Source organism: Rhodoferax sp. P2_H8_2 (assembly GCF_056403235.1).
This window is the reverse complement of sequence record NZ_JBFUFW010000001.1, coordinates 135,667-152,493: the sequence shown is the minus strand read 5'-3', so window position 1 is coordinate 152,493 and position 16,827 is coordinate 135,667. Positions and strand designations below refer to the sequence as shown.

At 59.3% G+C, this 16,827-nt stretch carries 17 protein-coding genes and 1 pseudogene; 14 read left to right on the top strand and 4 right to left on the bottom strand.

Annotated features, from left to right (window positions below; all coding sequences use genetic code 11):
* Positions 1 to 43 precede the first annotated feature (43 nt).
* The 3 genes and pseudogenes from AC1DV6_RS00755 to AC1DV6_RS00745 all read left to right on the top strand — a co-directional run.
* Positions 44 to 255 (top strand): annotated as a pseudogene (locus AC1DV6_RS00755) (hypothetical protein); the annotation flags it as partial.
* 24 nt (positions 256 to 279) lie between these two features.
* Positions 280 to 1,239, top strand: a complete 960-nt coding sequence (locus AC1DV6_RS00750) for a glycosyltransferase family 2 protein (protein WP_477974287.1) — start codon at positions 280 to 282, stop codon at positions 1,237 to 1,239.
* Positions 1,236 to 3,038, top strand: a complete 1,803-nt coding sequence (locus AC1DV6_RS00745; RefSeq protein ID WP_477974286.1) for an ArnT family glycosyltransferase — start codon at positions 1,236 to 1,238, stop codon at positions 3,036 to 3,038. The genes AC1DV6_RS00750 and AC1DV6_RS00745 overlap by 4 nt, the downstream gene beginning before the upstream one ends.
* A gap of 62 nt (positions 3,039 to 3,100) precedes the next feature.
* On the opposite strand, the gene pdxH is transcribed toward AC1DV6_RS00745, so the two are convergent.
* Positions 3,101 to 3,739 carry a pyridoxamine 5'-phosphate oxidase gene (gene pdxH / locus AC1DV6_RS00740; RefSeq protein ID WP_477974285.1) on the bottom strand — a complete coding sequence of 213 codons (639 nt, stop codon included), beginning with the start codon at positions 3,737 to 3,739 and terminating at the stop codon, positions 3,101 to 3,103.
* Positions 3,740 to 3,880: 141 nt separating this feature from the next.
* Between pdxH and AC1DV6_RS00735 the strand changes: the two genes are divergently transcribed.
* From AC1DV6_RS00735 to eda, 7 genes are all read left to right on the top strand, one after another.
* Complete coding sequence (locus AC1DV6_RS00735) at positions 3,881 to 4,345, top strand: (2Fe-2S)-binding protein (protein ID WP_477974284.1); 465 nt, start codon at positions 3,881 to 3,883, stop codon at positions 4,343 to 4,345.
* An 11-nt stretch (positions 4,346 to 4,356) separates the two neighbouring features.
* Positions 4,357 to 6,480 (top strand): xanthine dehydrogenase family protein molybdopterin-binding subunit, encoded by a 2,124-nt coding sequence (locus AC1DV6_RS00730; protein WP_477974283.1) that lies wholly within the window; start codon positions 4,357 to 4,359, stop codon positions 6,478 to 6,480.
* 33 nt (positions 6,481 to 6,513) lie between these two features.
* Positions 6,514 to 7,530 (top strand): XdhC family protein, encoded by a 1,017-nt coding sequence (locus AC1DV6_RS00725; protein WP_477974282.1) that lies wholly within the window; start codon positions 6,514 to 6,516, stop codon positions 7,528 to 7,530.
* Positions 7,517 to 8,119 (top strand): nucleotidyltransferase family protein, encoded by a 603-nt coding sequence (locus AC1DV6_RS00720; RefSeq protein ID WP_477974281.1) that lies wholly within the window; start codon positions 7,517 to 7,519, stop codon positions 8,117 to 8,119. Before AC1DV6_RS00725 ends, AC1DV6_RS00720 begins: the two co-directional genes overlap by 14 nt.
* A 33-nt stretch (positions 8,120 to 8,152) precedes the next feature.
* Positions 8,153 to 8,887, top strand: a complete 735-nt coding sequence (locus tag AC1DV6_RS00715; protein WP_477974280.1) for a substrate-binding periplasmic protein — start codon at positions 8,153 to 8,155, stop codon at positions 8,885 to 8,887.
* A gap of 108 nt (positions 8,888 to 8,995) precedes the next feature.
* Entirely contained in the window at positions 8,996 to 10,846 is a 1,851-nt protein-coding gene (gene edd, locus AC1DV6_RS00710; RefSeq protein WP_477974279.1) for a phosphogluconate dehydratase, read from the top strand.
* Positions 10,837 to 11,481, top strand: a complete 645-nt coding sequence (eda, locus tag AC1DV6_RS00705) for a bifunctional 4-hydroxy-2-oxoglutarate aldolase/2-dehydro-3-deoxy-phosphogluconate aldolase (protein ID WP_477974278.1) — start codon at positions 10,837 to 10,839, stop codon at positions 11,479 to 11,481. The genes edd and eda overlap by 10 nt, the downstream gene beginning before the upstream one ends.
* A gap of 311 nt (positions 11,482 to 11,792) precedes the next feature.
* Here eda and AC1DV6_RS00700 read toward each other — a convergent pair whose 3' ends face one another.
* The 3 genes from AC1DV6_RS00700 to AC1DV6_RS00690 are packed head-to-tail and all read right to left on the bottom strand — an operon-like array spanning position 11,793 to position 13,008.
* Positions 11,793 to 12,032: a DUF2798 domain-containing protein gene (locus AC1DV6_RS00700; protein ID WP_477974277.1), complete on the bottom strand. Its 240-nt coding sequence runs from the start codon at positions 12,030 to 12,032 to the stop codon at positions 11,793 to 11,795.
* A gap of 3 nt (positions 12,033 to 12,035) precedes the next feature.
* Entirely contained in the window at positions 12,036 to 12,425 is a 390-nt protein-coding gene (gloA, locus tag AC1DV6_RS00695) for a lactoylglutathione lyase (protein ID WP_477974276.1), read from the bottom strand.
* 37 nt (positions 12,426 to 12,462) lie between these two features.
* A complete protein-coding gene (locus AC1DV6_RS00690) occupies positions 12,463 to 13,008 on the bottom strand; it encodes a PaaI family thioesterase (protein WP_477974275.1) in 546 nt (181 codons plus the stop codon).
* A gap of 73 nt (positions 13,009 to 13,081) precedes the next feature.
* Here AC1DV6_RS00690 and AC1DV6_RS00685 point away from each other — a divergent pair, with 73 nt between their 5' ends.
* The 4 genes from AC1DV6_RS00685 to AC1DV6_RS00670 all read left to right on the top strand — a co-directional run bounded on the left by AC1DV6_RS00685 (position 13,082) and on the right by AC1DV6_RS00670 (position 16,810).
* Entirely contained in the window at positions 13,082 to 13,564 is a 483-nt protein-coding gene (locus AC1DV6_RS00685) for a MarR family winged helix-turn-helix transcriptional regulator (protein ID WP_477974274.1), read from the top strand.
* A complete protein-coding gene (locus tag AC1DV6_RS00680) occupies positions 13,557 to 14,864 on the top strand; it encodes an MFS transporter (protein ID WP_477974273.1) in 1,308 nt (435 codons plus the stop codon). The genes AC1DV6_RS00685 and AC1DV6_RS00680 overlap by 8 nt, the downstream gene beginning before the upstream one ends.
* Entirely contained in the window at positions 14,861 to 16,282 is a 1,422-nt protein-coding gene (locus AC1DV6_RS00675) for an MATE family efflux transporter (RefSeq protein ID WP_477974272.1), read from the top strand. Before AC1DV6_RS00680 ends, AC1DV6_RS00675 begins: the two co-directional genes overlap by 4 nt.
* A 144-nt stretch (positions 16,283 to 16,426) precedes the next feature.
* Positions 16,427 to 16,810 (top strand): cupin domain-containing protein, encoded by a 384-nt coding sequence (locus AC1DV6_RS00670; protein WP_477974271.1) that lies wholly within the window; start codon positions 16,427 to 16,429, stop codon positions 16,808 to 16,810.
* The last annotated feature ends 17 nt before the right edge of the window (positions 16,811 to 16,827 follow it).

Here is a 16,827-nt window from a genome sequence, read left to right as displayed (position 1 = left end):
ACCTCGCCCAAGGTGACTGCTGGGCGACTTGGGGTTTTGTCACAATGCACCCGCGGAAAGTTTTTGGGGATGCTTGAAAGTCGGTCGCCTGTACGGCAGGAAATTTGAAATCCGCAGGCAGACCATGGACAAAGTGATTGACTGGATGACGCTCTACGACCACCGCAGAATTACTCGACGTTGGGCTATGTCAGCCTGATGTGGGGTTCGGCAAATTTCTGGTCGAGTGCGTTCTGTTTTTGCTTAGTTTCTTGATATCAAAATCTTGGGTTTACAGGGATGAATAAAAATACTATCGCCGTCGTCATACCTTGCTACAAGGTGACGCAACATATATTGGGTGTTATCGAAAAGATAGGGCCCGAAGTCAACCGGATCTACGTGGTGGACGACGCCTGCCCCGATGGCAGTGGACGAATGGTGCAAGAACGCGCCGTGGATACGCGAGTTCAGGTGATATTTTGCGAGACCAATCAGGGTGTTGGTGGCGCGGTCATGGCGGGTTACCAAGCTGCACTCCGTGATGGACATGACTGTATGGTCAAGATCGATGGCGACGGCCAGATGAACCCGGAATTGGTGCCTTTATTTGCAGGCCCCATCCTGAATGGCCATGCGGATTACACCAAGGGCAATCGTTTCTTCAATCTGGAAGATGTGGAGTCCATGCCGCTTCTCAGGCTTGTAGGCAATGCCGGCTTGTCCTTCATGTGCAAGGCGTCTTCGGGCTACTGGACTATTTTTGACCCCACCAATGGGTACACCGCAATCAGCCGGCAGGCTGTCTCCTTGCTACCCATGGACAAAATCAACAAGCGATACTTTTTTGAGACCGATATGCTATTTCGGTTGGGTACTTTCGGTGCGGTCGTGCGTGATATCCCCATGCGGGCAATTTACGGCGATGAAACATCGAATCTGTCGGTGCGCAAGGTGCTTTTCAGTTTTGCATGGGGGCACATGAAGAATTTTTCAAAGCGCATTCTGTACAACTATTTCCTGCGGGGCTTTTCTGTCGCATCGGTTGAACTGATCCTGTCTTTGTGCTTTCTCAGCTTCGGCGTTGTTTTTGGACTTTTCAAATGGGTGCAGTCGGCGCACAGTGGCGTTTTCGCTTCCAGCGGAGAGGTCATGCTTGCTGCGTTGCCGATCATTGTTGGCGTGCAACTGCTGATCTCATTCATCGGCTTCGATATGCAGAATCAGCCAAAAATACCACTGAACTCAGACCGAATATGAGCGATCGATTGCCCATGCGACATTTCATTACAGCGCTTTGGCACTTCGTTTACAAACGCGGCCTAGCAATACCTCTTCTGCTACTCGTTGCGGTTGGTTTGAACATTCAAGCTGCAATTGAGAAAATTCCAACTGCTGTTTACCCTGACTCTTTGAATGGGTATCTGCCTTTGGCGAGGGAATTTCTGTCACAACCATTTTCCTTCTTAAGGGATGAGCATTCGGTTCACGTCGCCCCAATGGGGTATATGTGGAACGCGTTATTTGGTGCCAATGTTTCAGCCATAGAAGTAGCAAACGGGTTGCTCTCGTGCCTGATGATTTTCGTCCTGTATCGCCTTGGGCGACGTTTGCATTCAAAAGCGGCGGGCGTTGTGGCGGCGTATTGTTACGTTCTGTCGCCACTGTTGGCAGACTACAAAATTGCTGTTTTAACGGAGCCGCTGTTCTTGTTTTGCACCGCTGTTTGGTTGATGGCGGTGGCGGAGATGGACTCCAAAGAACGGTGGCCTGTTTGGGTGGCCGGTATCGCCTTCGGCTTAGGAATACTATCGCGCGGAACTTATATCTACTTTCTCTACGCCGTCCTGGCGATCTCGCTGGTGATGTGTTTTCTGAAAGCATGGCGACACACTGCACAGCGACTGTTCCTTGCCCACGTGTTGGCCTTGTTATTTCCGCTAGTGTTTATTGTCAAGAACTGGATTTTTTTTGATTACCCAAATATCGCCACGGGTGTTGGAGCGGCGTTGTATCTGGGAAATCACCCGGTGACACAGGGCTATGAAGCCCCGTATTTCCAACTTTCATTTGATGACGGTGCCGTCACGCAAGGACTCAGCCATCTGTCGATCGCGGGCGATGCGCTGCTCAAGGGCACTGCGCTGTTCATGCTCAAACAGCAGGCGATTGGTGATGTGCTGACGGCATATGTCCAAAAAACAATTGCATTTTTGTTTGTTACAAAGGCGGTTCTCTTTGAACCTATCTGGAATTGGCGTTCTTTTCGAATCGCCGAAATCGTGCTTGCCGTCATCGGGCTTTTTGCCGTTCGCCAGGTGTGGATGCGTTATTTTCTTGCGGGGGCGGTGACCTACCAGGTGGCGGTGCATGCGCCTGTGCTTTACACCGTCCGGTACAGCATTGGGGTTCTGGAAATTCCACTCATTATTTTGTCTGCAGTTGGTTTTGTTCAGCTATGCATGCAATTGCGCAACGGCAGACGCGTCTATGCGCGATTTTTGATGGTGCCAGTTCTCCTACTTATCGTTGGAGGTGTTGCACTTGGCGAACGGCTGCGCACGTCCGGTCAGGTGTTTATGCCTGATGTACTGTCTGGGCCGCATCAATCCTTTTTTGCGTGGGATGCAACTGCCGCCCAAACTGGAAAGATCGTAACGACACCGCACAAAACCTGGGCCTATGAAATCCCGATTCCGCAATTACCTTTGAATGGCAAACAGGAAGATTATGTTGCGTCAATCAACATTACTGCCACTCCATCAGACGCTTTCAGCAAGTGCAGTGACGTTGGCCTGTATTGGAAGACAGTCGCTGACCCGCAATACACTGAACTGAAGAGCAGCCACTTCAATTTGGTGACCGATGGAAAAGCACATTGGTATCACCTCAGTCTTTCCTTGAGCCAATCGAACGTGTATCCGGCCGACAGCGGGGCCTACCAATTGCTAGGTAACTGCGCTTCGGTCACCCATATTGAAGTGAACAGCTTCAAAATTTCTGCGTCAAGAGTGGGCCAAGTGTTCCGCGCGCAATATTTGAAATCACTTGAGCGATAGTGACGATTCACGTGTGCCCATGGATTAAGTGGGGCGTACCCTGCCAAATTTGAGGTTGCTGGTTACGGTGCTAGCCGCTCGCGCTTCCAGCCATCATCTATTTGCAATGTGTAGCGCAATCGATCATGCAAACGGCTCTTTCGCCCTTGCCAGAACTGCCATTGTTCTGGTTTCAAGCGGTAACCGCCCCAGTGCGGCGGGCGTGGCGGCTGCAATAGAAACTGTGCGCCGTATTTCGCCGCGTTGGCAACCAGTACGCCGCGCCCTGAAATCACTTCGCTTTGGGGCGATGCCCACGCGCCAATCCGCGAATCCAGTGGGCGGCTGTTGAAATAGGCATCGCTCTCTGCATCGCTGACTTTCTCGACCACGCCTTCAATGCGCACCACGCGTTCCAGTTCCACCCAATGGAACTGCAATGCGGCGAACGGGTTGCCTGCCAGCTCTTGCCCCTTGCGGCTCGCGTAGTTGGTAAACCAGGTGATGCCCTGCGCGTCATAGCCTTTGATCAGCACAATGCGGGTGGAGGGGCGCAAATCGCTTCCGACAGTGGCCAGCGTCATGGCGTTCGGTTCGGGCACCTCTGCGCTTATGGCCTCTTTCAGCCATTGGTCAAACTGGGCCAAGGGGTCTGAGTGCGAGGCGTCTTCGTTCAGTTCGGCGCGTTCGTAGCTTTTACGTAAATCTGCAAGGGAAGTCATGGCGGCAGTATAGGCAGGAAGGTCGCGCCTGGGGGACAGGTTCCGGGGGTTTACCCGAATGCACCTTGGGCGACGCAGGTCTACGCTGCTGGTTGCGACTGCGGTATCGGCCCGGCCGCGAACCCTGATGGAGCAACTCCTATGAGCGTCAAGTTTCAAGTCAACGGAAAAGCTGTCACGGCGCAAGCCGAACCCGATACCCCCTTGCTATGGGTGATCCGCGATGAGCTGGGTATGACCGGCACCAAATTTGGTTGTGGCGCCGCCCTGTGCGGCGCCTGTACCGTACATCTGGATGGCGTACCCGTGCGCTCCTGCCAGACGCCGCTCTCCGTCGTGGCGGGCAAGAAAGTGGCCACGGTCGAGGGTCTGTCCAAAGACAACACCCATCCACTGCAGGTGGCGTGGATCAAGCACGATGTGCCGCAGTGCGGCTACTGCCAGTCGGGCCAGTTGATGAGCGCGGCTGCCCTGCTCACGGGCAACAAGAACCCGACCGATGCAGACATCGACTCCGCCATGAGTGGCAACATTTGCCGTTGCGGCACCTACCCGCGCATCAAGGCTGCCATCAAGGATGCAGCTTCCATGATGCGCAAAGCGTAAGGAGCACGATCATGACAACCTCACGTCGCGAATTTCTTAAGACCTCTGCGGCTGCCGCTGGCGGCGGCCTGCTGATGGGTGTGGCACTGCCCGGCCCGCTGTCGGCCGCTGGCACGCTGCATACGCCCAATGCCTGGGTGCACATTGCCGATGACAACACCATCACGCTGATGTGCGCGCGCTCCGAGATGGGGCAGGGCGTTTACACCTCACTGCCCATGCTGATTGCTGAAGAGCTGGAGGTGGACCTGAAAACCGTCAAGGTGCAAAACGCGCCGCCTGCTGCGGTCTACACCAATGCGTTGCTAGGCGCGCAGATTACCGGCGGCTCCACCTCGGTGCGCGATGGCTGGGAGAAGCTGCGCGTGGCGGGCGCGCAAGTGCGCGAAATGCTGATCACGGCGGCGGCCAATGAATGGAAAGTAGACCGCGCGTCGCTGAAAGCCAAGGGCGGTTACGTCACCGGCCCTGGCGGCAAGAAGGCCACCTATGGCCACCTGGCAGAAGCGGCAGCGAAGTTGCCGGTGCCAGAAAAAGTGGCGCTGAAAGATCCGAAGGATTTCACCGTCGTCGGCAAACGCACCAAGCGCCTGGACACGCCCGGCAAAGTCAACGGCACAGCGCAGTATGGTATCGACGTGAAGCTGCCCGGCATGCTGTACGCGAGCCTGGAGCAGTGCCCGGTGATTGGTGGCACGGTCGCAGGCTTTGATGCGGCTGCGGCCAAAGCCGTGCCCGGTGTGGTTGATGTCGTGCAGATTCCCGACGGCGTGGCGGTGGTTGCCAAGAGTTACTGGCAGGCGCAGAAGGCACGCAAGCTGCTCAAGGTCACCTGGAACGAAGGCGCAGGTGCTGCGCTGGACCACAACACCGTATTGACCGCCACGCGCGGTGCAATCACCACGGTCAAGGCGATTCCGATTGGCACGCCGGTAGGCAATGCGTCCGGAGCGATGGCGGGTGCGGCCAAGATCGTCAAGGCCGAGTACATCAGCCCCATGCAAGCGCACGCGCCATTGGAGCCGATGAACTTCACCGCCAGCTACAAAGAGGGCAAGGTGCGTCTGATTGGCTCTACCCAGTTCCAGCAGGGCGCGCAAGGCGGCGTGGCAGCGGCGCTGGGCCTGAAGCCCGAAGACGTGACAGTGGAAACGACCTTCCTGGGCGGCGGTTTTGGTCGGCGGCTGGAGGTGGATTTCATCATCCAGGCGGCGCAAATCTCCAAGGCCATCAGCAAACCGGTCAAGCTGGTCTGGTCGCGCGAGGATGACATGACGCACGACTTCTATCGGCCCATGGGCGTCAACCAGCTGCAGGCCGGGCTGGATGCGCAGGGCATGCCGGTGGCGCTCCAGTTCAAGGTCGCATCGCAGTCCGTCACGCAGCGTGCGTTTGGCTTGCCGAAGGAAACCTACGACCCGTTCATGGGTGAAGCGGCAGTGGCCGGCTATGAGATCCCCAACACCGAGCACCAGCTCTACATCACCGACACTGGCATGCGCGTGGGTTACTGGCGCGCGGTGAGCCACAACATGAACGCGTTTGCCAACGAGAGCTTCATGGATGAGATGGCGCTGGCTGCGGGCAAGGATCCGTACCAGTACCGAATGGCGCTCTTACGCAACAAGCCGCGTTTTGCGAATGTGCTCAAACTCGCCGCCGAAAAAGCGGGCTGGGGCAAGCCGTTGGCTGCAGGCCACTTCCACGGCATTGCGCTGATGGAAGGGTACGACTCGTATCTGGCCGAAGTGGCGGAGGTGTCGGTCAAGAATGGCGAAGTGACGGTGCACAAGGTAACGGTCGCTGCCGACGTGGGCCACATGATCAACCCCGACACGGTGGAAGCACAAATCCAGTCGGCTGTCGTGTTCGGCATGGGCGCCGGGCTGATGCAGGAGATCACCCTTGCCAAAGGCCGCGTGCAGCAGACCAACTTCAATAACTTCCCCGTGGTGCGCATGTTTGAGGCGCCGAAGATCGACATCGTGCTGGTGCAAAGCACCGAAAAGCCCGGTGGCATCGGCGAGCCTGTGACCGCGCTGGTGGTACCCGCGATTGCCAATGCGGTGTTTGCCGCGACCGGCAAGCGCGTGCGCAAACTGCCATTGACGCCGGAGGCCATTGCTGCGGCCTAAGACAGGATCGCGGTTCAGGATTACAGTCGACGCATGGAAAGTCTGGACCTGCGGGTATTGGGGGATGCGCTAGCCTGGAAACAGGCTGGCCATGCCGTCACTTTGGTCACCGTCGTAGAAACTTGGGGCAGTGCGCCGCGACCGCCTGGTGCGCTGCTGGCGGTGCGCGATGATGGCGTGGTGAGCGGCTCGGTGTCGGGTGGTTGCGTTGAAGATGACCTGATTGCCCGCACCAAAGAAGCGTTGCAAAGTAAAGCCCCCCAAGCCCCCAACAAGCCTGCGATGCTGGCCTACGGCGTCAGCAAGGAAGAGGCGGCGCGCTTTGGCCTGCCATGCGGTGGCACGCTGCGGCTGGTGCAAGAACCTTTACTCGACACCGTCTGGATTGAAACTGTACTGGCCCGCACGGCCAACCACCAACTCATTGCGCGCACGTTAACGCTTGGTACTGGCGAAGTCACGTTGAGCGACGCGGTGCGCGCGCAGTCCATGCAGTTCGACGGCACCACACTGACCACGCTGTTTGGCCCACGCTGGCGCCTGTTGCTGATTGGCGCGGGCCAGTTGTCGCAGGTGGTCGCCGCGATGGCCACAGCTTTGGATTTTGAAGTTCTGGTGTGTGATCCGCGCGAAGAGTATGCGCTCACCTTGGACACGCACCCCACGCCCGGCGTGCGCCGCCTACAGGGCATGCCCGATGACGTGGTGCGCGAACTGCACCCCGATGCCCATACTGCCATCGTCGCGCTGACGCACGACCCCAAGCTGGATGACATGGCCCTGATTGAAGCATTGGCCAGCGATGCGTTTTACGTGGGTGCTTTGGGTTCGCGCCGCAACCAGGAAGCGCGCAAGGGCCGGTTGGCCGAGCACTTTGATTTGACCGACGCACAGCTTGCGCGGCTGCATGGCCCGGTCGGCCTGCGCCTGGGCGCACGCACACCCGCTGAGATTGCGGTCTCCATCGTGGCGGAAATCGTGCAGGTCAAAAATGCTGTGCAAGCCACCTTCATGGCCAGCGCACAAACTTCTACTTGTGCCGTTGACTGAGAGTCGATTGGTTTCCAGCGAGGAGGCCGCGCATCTGCCTACCGTGCTCGTGTTGGCCTCTGGTCGCGGCGAGCGCTTCTTGGCATCCGGCGGCACTACCCACAAACTGGAAGCCGACCTTGGCGGCAAGACCGTCCTGCAACGCACGCTGGATGCCGTGCGTGCCAGTGGTCTGAGCTGGCACCTGGAAGACGCGGGCCACCCAGGCATGGGTGACAGCATTGCAGCCGCCGTGCGGGCCACGCGCAGTGCATCGGGCTGGATGGTGTTGCCCGCAGATTTGCCGCTGGTTCGCCCGCAAACTCTGGTCGATATTGCCCGTGCTGCCTTAGACGGCGACGTGCTGGTTCCGGTGTTTGACAGCCAGCGCGGCCATCCGGTGCGGTTTGCCGCTACGTGTGGTGATGTATTGGCAGTTTTGGAAGGAAATCAGGGCGCGGCGCCCGTAGTAGCTGCGCAAGCAGCTATCAAAATAATAGTAACTGATCCGGGCTGTGTAATGGACATTGATACGCTGGACGACTTGCGACGGGCACGCGCGATGCTGCAGAGCATGGCTTTGTCGCACAATGCAAACATGGCGCGCTAACTGATGCTCGCCCATACCAAGAGAGGATGAACCATGCGTTGGCGTGCATTGCCTGCAATAGCCTTTGGCTTGTGCGCCGCTGTGGCGCAGGCCGAGACGCTGGTCGTTCTGGGTGGTGACAGCTTTGCGCCGACGTCGTACCTGGACCGCGGGCAACCCGCCGGTACCTTGATCGACATCCTGAAAAAGGTGGCTGAGAAGACCGGTGACCACTACGAGATTCGCTTGTATCCGTGGAAGCGCGCGTATGAATACGCAGTGCGCGGCGAGGGTGCGATTGTCGGTTTGTCGATGACGCCACCGCGCCAGGAGATTTTCGATTTCTCCGAGCCATTGCAGCACAACGAATTGCAACTGGTCGTGGTTAAAGGCAGCGAGTTTCCATTCGCGCGGTTGTCTGACTTGAAGGGCCGCAACATCGGTGGCGGCTCGGGCGTGAGTTACGGGCCCGAGGTCGACAGTGCGATAGCGTCGGGCGTGTTTGTGATGGTGAGCGATACCGACGCCAGCGCACGGCTGCAAAAGGTGCTGCTGGGCACGCTGGACGCGGCCATCATCGGGCACGGCATGCCGGGCTTGGATTGGTTGGTCAAAAGCCATCCGCGCCTGCAAGCGCGGCGCGATGAGTTGACGGTGTTACCCAAGCCGCTGGCGCGTGACCCGCTGTACCTGGCGACCGCCAAGACCATGCAGAAGAAGGATGCGCTGGAACGTTTGAACAAGGCGCTGGTTGAACTTCAGCGCAGCGGTCAACTGAAGGTGAAATAGCGGACGTAATTCGTACCCCACTGGTAACCCGGGATATTCCAAAGGCACGCATTCCAAGTTACCATCGAGCATGTAATTTTGTTACAAGATTTGTATCGAGACCGCGCCATGCCCAATCCCCTCCACCCCGTCATTGACGCCGTTACCCGGCGTATCCAGGAGCGCAGTGCGCTCACGCGGGGCGCCTACCTCGCGCAACTGGAAGCCGCGGCCAACCGCAAGCCGGGCGCCGACCGCCTGGGTTGCGCCAATGTGGCGCATGCGTTTGCCGCAATGCCCGACAACGATAAGACCCGTGTCACCGGGCTGGACAAGCTGAAGATCGTCGCCGAAAAAGGTCCGAACATTGGCATCGTTAATGCCTACAACGACCTGTTGTCGGCCCATGCGCCGCTGCAACACTACCCCGACCTGATCAAGACCGAAGCCCGCAAGCATGGCGCCACCGCGCAAGTGGCAGGCGGCGTACCCGCGATGTGCGACGGCGTAACGCAGGGCACGGCGGGCATGGAGTTGAGCCTGTTCTCGCGCGACGCGATAGCGATGGGTACGGCTATTGCGCTGAGCCACGATGTGTTTGACTGTGCGCTGATGCTGGGCGTGTGCGACAAGATCGTTCCGGGCTTGCTGATTGGCGCATTGCACTTCGGCCATCTGCCCACGGTGTTTGTTCCCGCTGGGCCGATGACATCCGGCCTTTCCAACAACGAAAAAGGCAAGATCCGCGAGAAGGCCGCACAAGGTCTGGTCGGTCGCCCCGAGTTGCTGGCCGCAGAGTCTGCCGCGTACCACGGCCAGGGCACTTGCACTTTCTATGGCACGGCCAACAGCAACCAGATGCTGCTCGAAGCCATGGGCCTGCATGTGCCGGGCACGGCCTTTATCAACCCCGGCGAGGATGTGCGCCAGGAGCTGACGCGCGAAGCGGTGCGGACGGTGCTCGGCATCACCAAGTCCAAACGCTTTGCGCCGATTGGCAAGGTGGTGGATGAGCGTTGCATCGTTAATGCGATGGTGGCGCTCTTGGCCACCGGTGGCTCCACCAACCACCTGATCCACTGGGTCGCGGTGGCGCGGGCCGCGGGCATCGTGATCGACTGGAACGATTTCTCTGCGCTGTCCGATGTGGTGCCGCTGCTGACACGCGTGTACCCCAATGGCAGCGCCGACGTAAACCAGTTCCAGGCCGCGGGCGGCCCGGGCTTTGTGATCCGCGAGTTGCTGGATGCGGGCTTCATGCATGCCGATGTGCTGACCACGCGTACCGGTGGCATCCGCGAATACACCGCGATCCCCAGCGCGCAGGCCGACGGAGCCTTACAGTGGACCGACCCCGGTGCCAGCAAGGACGACACCGTGGTGCGCCCTGCAGCTAATCCATTCAGCGCCAGTGGTGGCTTGAAGTTGCTGCAAGGCAATCTGGGCCGTAGCGTGATCAAGATTTCTGCGGTACCGGACGACCGCCACATCATCGAAGCGCCCTGCCGTGTGTTCGATTCGCAGGAGGAACTGCACCACGCGTTCCAGGCCAATGAGTTGAACCATGACGTGATCTGCGTCGTGCGCTGGCAAGGCCCGCAAGCGAATGGCATGCCAGAACTGCACAAGCTCACGCCGCCGTTGGCCGTGCTGCAAGGCAAGGGCTTCAAGGTGGCACTGGTGACCGATGGCCGCATGAGCGGTGCGTCAGGCAAGGTGCCCGCGGCCATCCATGTGTCGCCAGAAGCTGCAGCCGGTGGAGCGCTGGCGAAGGTGCGCGATGGCGACGTTATTCGCCTGGATGCGAATGCCGAAACACTGCAAGTGCTGGTTGATGTCGCTGAATGGGCCGCAAGGCCGCTGGCCACCATGCCCGAAGAGCTTCGCGCTGCCAATGGCATCGGCATGGGCCGCGAACTATTTGCCAATTTCCGCCGCAATGCGCTGGCGGCTGAAGAAGGAGCCTGCACATGGCTGTAACAACGAACACTCTGACCGCCCTGCAAGTGATGCAGGATGCCCCTGTAATCCCCGTGATCGTGCTGAACGATGTGGCACACGCCGTACCCATGGCGCAGGCACTGGTGGCCGGCGGCGTTCGCATGTTGGAAGTGACTTTGCGCACTCCACAGGCGCTGGCCTGTATTGAAGCTATTGCCAAGGCCGTGCCAGAAGCCGTGGTCGGCGCAGGCACGATTCGCAGCAAAGCCGATGCGCAAGCTGCGGCCAACGCAGGCGCCCGTTTTGCGGTGAGCCCCGGTTACACCAGTGCGGTGGGTCAAGCTTGCCGCGATGTGGGTTTGGCCTTGTTACCAGGCGTAGCAACCGGCAGCGAGATCATGATGGCGCAGGAAGACGGTTTTACACAGTTGAAATTCTTCCCCGCAATGCAGGCGGGTGGGCCCGTGATGCTGAAGGCTTGGAGCGGCCCGTTCTTTGATGTGCAGTTTTGTCCTACTGGCGGAGTGACGCTACAAAACGCGCCGGACTTTTTGGCATTACCGAATGTCGTATGCGTTGGGGGCTCTTGGATTGTCCCCGCCGATGCGATGGCCAAGGGTGACTGGGCTCGGATTACGCAACTGGCGCTTGATACGCAGTCCCTGAAGAAGTAATTCTTGTTTTTTTGGGGGGCTAGCAGGGCTCCCCTTCTGGATCATGCGTGTCGGGTACTCTTTTCCGTACGTGTCCCCCGCGCCGTGAGGGCGCTCCTCCTTGACCTCCCGGAAAAGAGCACCCAACCCACCTGATCCCACAGAGGTGCAGGTTTACCAACGTCTTAAAAACCATTCGCATGAAACAGTTCCCGTTGATGGTGCGGGGTATGCGTTTTGCGTAGGTAAAGGAGGAGGGCCCTCACGGCCCGGGGGACACGGAGCAAAACGTATGCCCCGCGCCGTCAGCGGGCGAGATAAGTGACTCCGAGTCAGGGACTCTCAACCAAAGCAGCCGTAGCCTTACGAACCAGTGGCAACACAAAAAGCACAGTGGGAAACGCGACGATCCAAGAGACCAGCCAGGCCCCCAACCACTTCTGTAGCAACCCCGGCACAAGCCCCACACCCAAAACCGTGCTGACAAATGAAATGATGCAAGTCATCAGAATCGACAACAGCAGCGGCATCACTACACCGGCGTAGCGGGCGGGCAGTTTCTTCAGAGCCATGGATTACAACTCCTTGCGCTGAATCAACTCGATCTTGTAACCATCGGGGTCGGTCACAAACGCGATCACGGTGCTGCCACCTTTGACCGGCCCGGCCTCACGCGTTACGTTGCCGCCTGCTGCCTTGATTTTTTCGCAAGCGGCGTATGCATCAGCAACACCTAGCGCGATGTGGCCAAAGGCTGTGCCCAATTCGTAGCTTTCGACACCCCAGTTATAGGTCAGCTCGATCTCGGCGTGCTCCGGATTTTTGCCGTAGCCAATGAAGGCCAGCGAGTATTTGTACTCGGGGTTTTCTGAAGTACGCAGCAGTTGCATGCCCAGCACTTGGGTGTAGAAATCAATGGAGCGTTGGAGATTGCCAACGCGCAGCATGGTGTGAAGTAATCGCATGCGGAGGATTGTGCCGCAGCTAGCTGTCGCACGCCTTTCAGAGCGGCTTTAGCTCAAACACCAGGCAGGTCGTCGTGGCGTGGGCGTACAGCGTGCCGTCCGCCCCGACGATGCGAGCCTCTGCGGTCGCGAGTTGCCGGCCGCAGTGGATTACGGTGCCGATAGCACGTACACGGGGCGCCTTGGCCGGGTTGATGGCTTTGACGAGATTGACGCCCAGCTCTGCTGTGGTGTAGCCCCGGCCTACCGGCATCATCGTGTGCACCGCGCAGCCCAATGCCGAGTCAAGGATCGTGGCGTACCAGCCGCCGTGGATGCCGCCCATGGGGTTCAGGTGAGCGGGGCCAGGCGAGCCCTGAAAGACCGCGCGGCCCTGGCTAGCCTCAATCAGTTGAAAGTCCAGCGTCTTGGCAATAGGCGGGTAGGGCAGCTCACCGCGCAGCATGGCCTGCATCATTGCCAGCCCGGTCTTGCCAGCAACCTGCTCGGGGCGTGACACACCGGAGCCCGCGCCAGCATTCAGACGGGCTGTGATCTCCTGTTCTTGGGCGATCCAGGTTTCCAGCACAGACATATCGGACATCGTTCCACTCCAGCAAAAGGGTTTCTAAAGATTTATTATTGCATATACAACAATTGTAGATACAATAATCAACATGAAAACCGAAGTCAAGCCGGAAATTCAAAACTTTCAACTCGAAAAGCCGCAAGGCTGTACCAACCTGAAACTGCGCCAGCTGATGCGCCGCGTTGCTAGCCATTACGACGCCGAGGTGGGTAAGACCGGGCTCAAGGGCACGCAGTACTCGCTGCTATCCCATGTGGTCAAGCTTGGGCCCATACGCGCGGTCGATCTTGCAGGCGCGATGCGGGTGAGCACTTCTACCTTGTCGCGCAACTTGCAGCCGCTGGTGGCGATGGGCGTGATCGAAATCCTGCCCGGCGCCGACGCGCGCAGCCGCCTGATCAGTGCGACCGAAGCTGGTCAGCACAAACGCACCGAAGCGCAGCGCAAATGGCGCATTGCGCAAGAAGGCATCAACCAGACATTGGGCGCGCAGCGCGTGCTGGCCCTGCATGCGCTGATAGACGAGTCTCTTGAACTGCTATCCCTCCTTGGAGAAGAAGACGATGTCTGATGTTAAAAATCCCGACGCGGACGGCGATTTGCCGATGGGCCGCCCCGAGGCAAATCAGCCCCCTTGGGGGGCAGCGACCCGCGTAGCGGCGGAGCGTGGGGGCCAGTACGCCGTCTGGCTGGTACTGCTGGCCGCTGCGGGCACTTTTGCGTTGACGATGGGCGTGCGCCAGACCATGGGTTTGTTCATGGGTTCGTTGAATACGTCGACCGGTCTGGGCGTGGGTCAGATCAGTCTGGCCTTTGCATTTGGACAACTGTGGTGGGGGCTGACGCAGCCCTTTGCCGGTGCCTTCGCCGACCGTGTGGGCGCCGGGCGCGTGTTGTTCCTCGGCGTGGCGCTGGTCGCGTTGGGCACTTTCATCACACCGTTCATGACCACAACTGCAGGCCTGATCTTCGCCATTGGTGTGCTGGCTGCCGGTGGCGCAGGCATGGCGGGTCCGGCCGTGTTGATGGCCGCAACTACGCGGCTGCTGCCGCCTGAAAAACGCGGTGTCGCAACCGGCATCGTCAACGCCGGCGGTTCGTTTGGTCAATTTCTGATGGCGCCGATTGCAGGCGCGCTGATCCTTGGCGTGGGCTGGGGCAATGCGATGCAGGTGATGGCGGCCATCGTGCTGTTGGCTTTGCCTGCTGCGTTCTTCCTGAAAGGCAACAACGTGCAGGCCGAAGTGCCTGGTGTCAAATCGGTCGGCACCGGTGAGGCCGTGCGCACGGCGCTGCGCACCCCCAGCTTCTTGCTATTGGCAGCCGGCTTCTTTGTCTGCGGTTTCCACGTCGCGTTTCTGGCAACGCATTTGCCCGGTGTCGTTGCCGCGTGCGGCCTGCCTGTGCAATGGGGAGCCTGGGCGCTGGCCACGCTGGGCTTGTTCAATATCGTCGGCAGTATTGCGATGGGCTGGGCGGTGGGCCGCTGGCGCATGAAGTCGCTGCTATCGCTGGTCTATGCGGTGCGCGCTGTGGCGGTGCTGGTGTTCTTGTTCGTACCTAAGACGGGGCCGGTCGTATTGGTGTTCGCCGCAGTAATGGGTGTGAGCTTCCTATCCACCGTGCCGCCCACCGCGGGCCTGGTCGCCAAGTTCTTTGGTACGGCCAATATGGCCACGTTGTTCGGGTTGGTCATGTTGACGCACCAGGTTGGCGGCTTCCTGGGCGCGTATCTGGGGGGCAAGGTGTTTGATGCGACCGGCAGTTACGACTGGATCTGGTACGCCGACATTTTGCTGGCCGTCGGTGCTGCGCTGATTCATTTGCCGATCAAAGAGGCCAAGTTGCCGGCCCGTGCGGTGACGGCATGAGCACTGCTGCGGTACAGGGCTCTGAACCCGGGGTATTAGACCCGCGCACCCGTCTGTTACTGGAAGGTCCCATCGTTCCTACATTGCTGCGCTTGGGTGCACCAATGGTGCTGGTGATGGTGGCCCAGGCGGCAGTCGGACTGATCGAAACCTGGTTTGTCGGCAAGCTGGGCACCGATGCACTTGCCGGAATGGCGTTGGTGTTTCCTGCGGTGATGCTGATGCAAATGATGTCGGCTGGTGCGATGGGCGGCGGCATTGCCTCAGCCATTGCCCGTGCCCTGGGTGCGCGCCGCCGTGAGGATGCGAATGCACTGGTGTTCCATGCCTTGGTGATTGGTCTGTTGTTTGCTGCGGCGTTCACATTGGCGCTGCTGCTGGGCGGACGCTGGCTCTACACCCGCATGGGCGGTACCGGAGCCGCACTCGATGCGGCGCTGACGTATTCCAATTGGGTATTCGCCGGGGCAGTGCTGGTGTGGCTGTTCAATTCACTCTCCGCCATCATCCGCGGCACTGGCAATATGGCCGTGCCTGCGGTGGTGACAGTCGGTGGCTTGGTGTTTCTGGTACCGCTGTCGCCCTTGCTGATCTTCGGTTGGGGGCCGGTGCCAGCCATGGGTATTGCTGGTGGCGCTCTGGCGCTGCTGGTGTATTACGCAGTCGGCACGCTGGTGTTGATCGCCTACATGTGCTCAGACCGCAGCCTGCTGCGCATCGAGTGGGCGCAGTGCAAACTGCGCTGGCCTCTGTTCAAGGACATCTTGCGGGTTGGCGTGATTGGAGCAGTGTCTACCGTCGCAACTAACGTCTGCATAGCGATTGCGACCGCGCTGTCCGGTGCGTTCGGCCCCGCGGCGATTGCTGGTTATGGCACTGCGTCACGGCTGGAATACTTACTCGTACCTCTGGTGTTTGGCCTGGGCGCGCCGTTGGTCGCGATGGTCGGTACCTGCGTGGGCGCAGGTCAGCGCGAGCGGGCCATGCGCGCGACATGGATTGGTGCGGGCCTAGCGTTTTTTCTGTCAGAAGCGATAGGCATCGTCGCGGCGGTGTTTCCAACGGCTTGGCTGTCACTGTTTGACAGCGATCCGGCAATGATCGCCGCAGGCTCACGTTACTTGCAGATCGTCGGGCCGTTTTATGGTTTCTTTGGACTGGGGTTGGTGCTGTACTTTGCGTCGCAAGGGGCGGGCAAATTGTTGTGGCCGGTGATTGGTAACGCCGCGCGTTTGCTGGTTGCTGCTGTCGGGGGTGCACTGGCTTTGCAGTGGGGCGGTGATCTGGGCATCGTGTTTGCGGCGCAGGCGGCGGCGATGGTGGTGTACGGCGTGATCAACGCGTATGCCATTGCCGGTGGCGCATGGTTTGGCACGCCTGGCTGGCCGCGGTTGCCGGGTGCTTGGGCTCGGGCTTGAGTTCCTTGGGCGGCGCTTGACCACATTTCACTCGCACGGGCGCAACCGGCCAATGGGCTTTGGCCTCACCGCCTAACCGCTCCTGTCGGCCATCCCGCGTACCAACCTTCTGCGCACCAATAAAGCGGTAGTAAGCTTGCGGACATGACGACCTTCAAAAAAGTAATCCTGTTCACCGACACCGATGGCTTCGCAAAATTCAAAGAAGAAGACGTACCGCTGAATCAGGGCACACCGCAATCCATGCTGTCAGACGTATTTGCGTCTGGCGGCTATCAGTTGCGTACCAGTCCGCTCGGGTTTCGCAGTCAGTTCCATTGCACCGGCGCGCCCCAGTGGTGTTTTATTCTGGGCGGGCAGATGGAGATTGGCTTGCAAGGTGGCGTGTCGCGCATCTTCAAACCGGGTGAGCATTTCTACTCTGCCGATGTATTGCCTGAAGGCGCCACCTTCGATCCGGCCATCCATGGGCACTGGAGTCGACAGGTGGGAGCGGAGCCGTTAGTGACTTTGTTTGTTCGGGGGTAACGAGGTTCGGCCTGTCA

Excerpts from the sequence above, each read along its gene's own strand:
- AC1DV6_RS00685 (WP_477974274.1), top strand. The coding sequence starts at position 13,082 with ATGAAAACCGAAGTCAAGCCGGAAATTCAAAACTTTCAACTCGAAAAG.
- AC1DV6_RS00730 (WP_477974283.1), top strand. The coding sequence starts at position 4,357 with ATGACAACCTCACGTCGCGAATTTCTTAAGACCTCTGCGGCTGCCGCT.
- AC1DV6_RS00700 (WP_477974277.1), bottom strand. The coding sequence starts at position 12,032 with ATGGCTCTGAAGAAACTGCCCGCCCGCTACGCCGGTGTAGTGATGCCG.
- AC1DV6_RS00675 (WP_477974272.1), top strand. The coding sequence starts at position 14,861 with ATGAGCACTGCTGCGGTACAGGGCTCTGAACCCGGGGTATTAGACCCG.
- gloA (WP_477974276.1), bottom strand. The coding sequence starts at position 12,425 with ATGCGATTACTTCACACCATGCTGCGCGTTGGCAATCTCCAACGCTCC.
- AC1DV6_RS00715 (WP_477974280.1), top strand. The coding sequence starts at position 8,153 with ATGCGTTGGCGTGCATTGCCTGCAATAGCCTTTGGCTTGTGCGCCGCT.
- AC1DV6_RS00750 (WP_477974287.1), top strand. The coding sequence starts at position 280 with ATGAATAAAAATACTATCGCCGTCGTCATACCTTGCTACAAGGTGACG.
- AC1DV6_RS00735 (WP_477974284.1), top strand. The coding sequence starts at position 3,881 with ATGAGCGTCAAGTTTCAAGTCAACGGAAAAGCTGTCACGGCGCAAGCC.
- pdxH (WP_477974285.1), bottom strand. The coding sequence starts at position 3,739 with ATGACTTCCCTTGCAGATTTACGTAAAAGCTACGAACGCGCCGAACTG.
- AC1DV6_RS00670 (WP_477974271.1), top strand. The coding sequence starts at position 16,427 with ATGACGACCTTCAAAAAAGTAATCCTGTTCACCGACACCGATGGCTTC.
- AC1DV6_RS00745 (WP_477974286.1), top strand. The coding sequence starts at position 1,236 with ATGAGCGATCGATTGCCCATGCGACATTTCATTACAGCGCTTTGGCAC.
- edd (WP_477974279.1), top strand. The coding sequence starts at position 8,996 with ATGCCCAATCCCCTCCACCCCGTCATTGACGCCGTTACCCGGCGTATC.
- AC1DV6_RS00680 (WP_477974273.1), top strand. The coding sequence starts at position 13,557 with ATGTCTGATGTTAAAAATCCCGACGCGGACGGCGATTTGCCGATGGGC.
- AC1DV6_RS00690 (WP_477974275.1), bottom strand. The coding sequence starts at position 13,008 with ATGTCCGATATGTCTGTGCTGGAAACCTGGATCGCCCAAGAACAGGAG.
- eda (WP_477974278.1), top strand. The coding sequence starts at position 10,837 with ATGGCTGTAACAACGAACACTCTGACCGCCCTGCAAGTGATGCAGGAT.
- AC1DV6_RS00725 (WP_477974282.1), top strand. The coding sequence starts at position 6,514 with ATGGAAAGTCTGGACCTGCGGGTATTGGGGGATGCGCTAGCCTGGAAA.